At 39.4% G+C, this 5357-nt stretch carries 5 protein-coding genes; all 5 read right to left on the reverse strand.

Annotated features, from left to right (window positions below; genetic code table 11):
- Nucleotides 1-516 (reverse strand): hypothetical protein (locus C1T29_RS15125; RefSeq protein WP_208945492.1); only part of this gene is annotated, 516 nt, incomplete at its 3' end.
- A gap of 44 nt (nt 517-560) precedes the next feature.
- A complete protein-coding gene (locus C1T29_RS15130; protein WP_103750544.1) occupies nt 561-1478 on the reverse strand; it encodes a phage head morphogenesis protein in 918 nt (305 codons plus the stop codon).
- Nucleotides 1475-3007, reverse strand: coding sequence for a phage portal protein (locus C1T29_RS15135; protein ID WP_103750543.1), 1533 nt, complete (start codon nt 3005-3007; stop codon nt 1475-1477). Before C1T29_RS15135 ends, C1T29_RS15130 begins: the two co-directional genes overlap by 4 nt.
- A gap of 3 nt (nt 3008-3010) precedes the next feature.
- Nucleotides 3011-4306, reverse strand: coding sequence for a PBSX family phage terminase large subunit (locus C1T29_RS15140; RefSeq protein ID WP_103750542.1), 1296 nt, complete (start codon nt 4304-4306; stop codon nt 3011-3013).
- The gene (gene terS, locus C1T29_RS15145; protein WP_103750541.1) at nt 4299-5018 is read right to left on the reverse strand and encodes a phage terminase small subunit; all 720 of its coding nucleotides are present in this window, start codon (nt 5016-5018) and stop codon (nt 4299-4301) included. Before terS ends, C1T29_RS15140 begins: the two co-directional genes overlap by 8 nt.
- Nucleotides 5019-5357 lie beyond the last annotated feature (339 nt).

The raw sequence follows: 5357 nt of genomic DNA on the forward strand, positions 1-5357 counted from the left end.
CCATCTATCACCTAGACCCTCCAATAAGACTTCTTTTAGCCCATCAAGTTGCTTATAGTTATCTTTTTCATAATATGACACAAAGGTATTATCTAATTCCTCTTGATTGTATTCTAGGAAATCATCATCAAGATAAAAATGTATTGGAATTTCTTCGGTTAAAGTCCATCCATGACGAGAGTTGTGATATGTAATTTTTTCAATTCTTGAATAATCAATTATAATCTTTGGCAATCGCAAGTTGATTTTAGGAAATGTCGGAAACCTCATTGCTCTAACAGAAGATGCAGCAGATGCAGCCTTCATAACTCGTTGAATTCTGGCGGCGGGGTTAGTATGAACCATCTTTGTTAAAGCTTTTTGTTGCGCCATTAGCGACTCAAATCTTTGTCTTGGTAAATTTAATGTTCGGTGAAGAGAATGAATCTGTGAAGACATACTGGTAGCCTTAAGAAGTTCTCTATTTCTCTTCTCCATTTCTTCAAAAACCTTTGCGATCTGACTATAATAATTCAACTGCTTCACCTCCCGTTTTTTAGTAACGAGGTAATTATACTACTTTATTCCATATTTGCTAAGACTTCTCTTCGAATCTCTTCTTTTTCATCTGCTGACAACCCCAAAATCTCGTTATCTATCACAGGCGATAGAACACAATGGCAATTTACCCGCTCCCCTGCCGATAGTTTAGGATCTCGCGGAAACATGCAGGTCTCGCCACTACCTGGTATCTGAAATTCTTCATCTACTCCAATGACTGTGCCGTCTAGGTCGATATGATTCTCGCGTGGGTTGTTTTTCTTTCCTCCGCTGTGCCGCCATTTCTTTTTCTTTACTGCCGGCGATTGCGCATATGATTCATGCTGAGCAGCAGAGGAAGCTGCAAGCACTTCAGTGATGGCTGTTTTGCGAGCCCGTTCCCTATCAAATTGCGGCATGTCTTTGAGCGTCAACTCAATGTCCTGAATAGATGAACCGTTCTCGATGGCATCAGTCAGAATGTTCTCCACCGCTTCATGAGTGTTTAACTTCATGATCTGAGCCAGTTTCTCAGACCAATCCCTAATCCAATTAACTGTACGGGTAGATAAAACTTTAAAAGGAACTTCTGGATCTATAGAATCCATGATTACTTCAGCCAGCTCTTCAATAGTCTGTTGCAGGAATCCCTCAGTCAGTTCCTGAAATTCTTCCTCAAAGTCATCTCCAGCAAATAAATTCTGCGTAAAAAACACTAGAAGAGCTTCCAGTGTCACTTTTGAATCTTTGCTTACAAAACCTTTCAGACCATCTAAAAAATTTTTACGTTGGCGTCTGAGCAATCGAGCGATGCCTTTTTCATATACCTCCACATACTTGGGTATATTAGATTTGCCAGGAAAGTCAGGTACCATCTCCCCCAATTGCTTATACTGATTTTCCTCGGCTTTTTGAATGAATGCGTTCAGACTGTCCAATAGCTTATCTGTTTTGTTCATCTCTTCAGATCCTCCAGAACATCCCGCATATCTTTTAATAACCCAATCATATCAGGAGTACCGGTCTTAGATTTAAACAGCGCAGTCAAAGGATCGGAAGCGGACGACTCGTTAGTCTTACCAAGCGGCCTGTTGTATTCTTCTTCTGGCCATTCTTCAAGCGTCTTACCAAGTACTCGTCCAGCCAGATCACGTAGATCATTCGGAGAAACTGCACCAGCTGTTATAAACGGTGTTAGAACCTTAGCAATCTCAAGCGGATCTCTAAAGTCTGGTCCTTTTAGCTGAAGACGAACCTTATGAATCTCAAGATCATTTAGAAATAAAGCGTTCAGTTTACCTGTGATTAACTTTCGTTCAGGCTGAAAGACTTGTTCCTCAGTAATCTTTCTTGCTGTGTCAGCTGTAGCTCTGTTGTAATCTTGAGCTTCACCTGTATAAAGTGGAGGCAAACGAAAAGCCGATCTAATTTTGTCTCGGCTCTTTTGGTCATATTCAAGAAACAAGGCATCTTCTTGAAGGATCTCAGCAAGTGATTTAATATCGACTTTCACGGGAGCAATCTCTTCATCACCATGAATGTTTTTCCCCTTCGCTATACCTTCCGCTTCAAGTAAAAGAAACTTATGTGCGTTCTCCACTCCTTCAAGCCCATTCATGTAATCCTGCAATTGTGTGTATGAATCCTCTGACAACATTCCGTTTTCAATTGTAATGGCAGCGGGAATATGTCTTCCTTGTTTGAAATACATGAAGTTCAGCTCTTCTGCTTTACGAGCTCCATACAGATTAACAATATGGCCAATCCATCGTGGTTTTCCATAAGTACCGCTTCCTATTTTGAAATGCACCACTTCATTAGCTCGTTTCTCGAATGGAGTCTGCTCATCATATTGACCTGTCTCCAGATTTAAAGTACGAGGGTCACCATACTCCTTAAAGTAAACCATACGGCCGTCAATCATCTGAACATACTTACGAAATCGTTTTTCTCTTTTGATTGATTTCATTTGTCCTTGTTCGAAGTATGTAAAATCAACTTCGATTGGTTCAGACAGTTTGCAAACTCGTACATTTTGAACATCCATGTATTCAATGCCAGCTGGCTTATTTTCACCGTTTCGGATAACCTCAATAAATCCATTACCGGTCTTTTCTCGGTCTTCAATAACAAAGCCGAGTAAAGTCTCAGCTGACTCATCAAAGTGAAGATATTTAACGAACTCTTCAAGCTTTGTCCATTCACTTTCAGCTTCTGTTTTTTCATTGTTTGTCACATCTGGCGAATTTACATCAAACGAATACTCAAAATCAAATCCAAAGCCCACAATATTTGTCCTGTAGGCATCAACACATTGCTGTAAGATTGTTGAATACTCAGCAATCATCTTTAATTCTTTGAGATTATACGGAGGCGGTAAAATATTGCTGTCATAACTGTCCGCAAATTCATCCTCATAAATTTGTTTAGTCGATTCAGTAGGTGGAGAGGCTTTGATCACTCGTGCTTTAACAGATTGTTTTGACATGCTTTACCTCCTTCCTGGTCTTGATCTTTGTGGTCTTCCTTTAGATTCTTCTTTCAAATCGGTTACCTCATAATCATCGAGAGCGTACCAGATAGCTGATAGTGTATGCGGGTCTATAGTAAACTCGTCTTCTATGATGTTCCCCAGCTTATCGGTAGCATAAGTGAGCGGTTTAAGTTCATAAATCGTGTTCTTGCAACTGTCAGAGCAAATGATCTTCTTGAACCGTTTGATCTTCTTTGTGTATTGGAGGCGTGATCCTTGGTACTTACGGGCCCCCACCATATTGAAACCGTGTTGTTGAAAATAACGGATTGTCTTTGGCTCTGCTGAATCTGCCTTGATTAATTCCTTAGTCTCTGCAAATTCCTTGAGTTCTTCGGCTGTCTTATCGTCAGTTAATCCATTTTTGTAATACTCCCAGTAGATATAGAGGTATTTCTTTTCTGGATCAACAGCAACCCTAACGACGGCGTTATACGACTCAACAAAACCAAAGTCCATTCCAATTCGTTTAAGTGGACGGTTAATATTAGAGATTGCAGTCATAACCTCTTCATGAGGCCATTCTTCAAACTGCGGCAGAACCCGAATTCCATTCACACCAAAATGACCTTTCCGTGCAATTCGGTAAAGGTCTGGATCGTATTCCTTCAATTCTTCAAGTTGCTGGACATAGCTTTCTGGCAGGAAAAGATTATCATCTGCCGTTGAGTGATGATAATAGGTGTCGTTAATTACGACAGTACGCTTTTCGTATAGCTCTTTATCATCCAGTACAAACCGCTTCTCTCGATCATCTTTAAAGAAATGTTTAAAAGTCCAATTGTCCTCTCCGACTGGATTTGTTGAGAGTATCATGTGGAGCGGCAAAGTCGGGTGACGAAGACGTCCTAACAGCTCCTTGAATCCTTCATACTTCACTTCTGAACATTCCTCAATCCAAATGAGTGAAATATTATTGATTGATTTCAGTTTGGCTGGCTTATCCATCCCTTTAAAGATGATGCGGCTGCCATTTGAAAATCGAATCTGCATGGGCGAAGATACACACCTAACGATATGATCTAATTTCAGATCACTTACAAGTTCATCAAAAAGTGAAAATGTTGAGTCCCTATGTGTGTCATACACTTCTCTGATAACGAGTGCAGTCCGTTTTTCTTTAAGCAATTTCAGAACAATCTTCAAAGCAACATGATAACTTTTGGATGACCCATAACCACCAACAAGAAACTGAAACTTTTGATTCCAGTCAAAAAGAAATTCTTTAAAATGAGGATTTACTTGTTTAATCACTGTCATCACCTTTGTTCACAATGGTGATCTCAAAAGGTTTATCTTCTTCTGTAAGTTCTTCAATCTCTAATTTTTTCTTGTCTATACTTAAACGCATATGCTCCAATTTAAGGCGTCGTTCGTCTTCTGCATGAGCTAACTCATCAAACTGTTTAATTAGGTTCCTGAGTTCTGCCATTGCCCGAGATTGAGCATTTAAGAACGTTGCATGACGATCCCAAGAAAATTGGAATTCGTATTCTTCCTCTTCGACTTCGTTAGTCTCAGATAGGACAGACTTTTTCTTTTTTAGTTCCTTAATCATTTCTCCCTTATCAGAAACGAACATGATTTTTTGTGCCCTTATAATTGCGGCATATTGGATCTGTATCTGATCCCATATCATATCGACAGGTGAACGTTCTTGAATCCCTTCCATGATGGATAGTGTTTCTTCTGGCAGGAACTTTGAGAAGAATCCATGAGTCACAGCGTTTTGATTTCTTAGTGGTGGGCCCCCTTTATTACCTAACGCATTCTTGTTACCGAGTGGTGCACCTACTTTTTTTGTGTGCACACTTTTCTTGAAAGGTGCACCCTTTTTTCTTTGCCAACCATGCCGCTGTTTCCACGATTTGATTGTGTTAACAGACACCCCGTATTTCTCAGCAAGGTCCTTGTATTTCAAACCTTTGAGGTAATCTTTATACGCCTGTATGTGCTTTTCAATCATCTACATCCACCGCCGCCTCCTTTTGAATTGAGTTGTTTTGAAAAAGCTTTCCTGAAAAGGAAAGCCTAAAATATAGTTACAAATAATAAGATTTTATTCTTTTTATATAATCAAATAATAAACTTCCTGCAGATGTTATAACGTAGTAATCATCTAACGCTGTATCTACGTCTACCGATTCAAATTCTACATCAATTGAAGAGTCTGTTCTTGTCTCGTATTCCCTGCTAACAATTTGGAACGAAACACATTTATCTAAAGTTAAATACAAACTACTTGCCTCTTCTTTTTCATTGTCACAACAACAACAAGTTAATCAATTAAATAACGACTTAACAC

This window comes from Bacillus sp. MBGLi79, assembly GCF_002953915.1.

Bases quoted from the DNA above. Each gene is read 5' to 3' on its own strand.
- C1T29_RS15130 (WP_103750544.1), bottom strand. From the start codon at position 1,478: ATGAACAAAACAGATAAGCTATTGGACAGTCTGAACGCATTCATTCAA.
- C1T29_RS15135 (WP_103750543.1), bottom strand. From the start codon at position 3,007: ATGTCAAAACAATCTGTTAAAGCACGAGTGATCAAAGCCTCTCCACCT.
- terS (WP_103750541.1), bottom strand. From the start codon at position 5,018: ATGATTGAAAAGCACATACAGGCGTATAAAGATTACCTCAAAGGTTTG.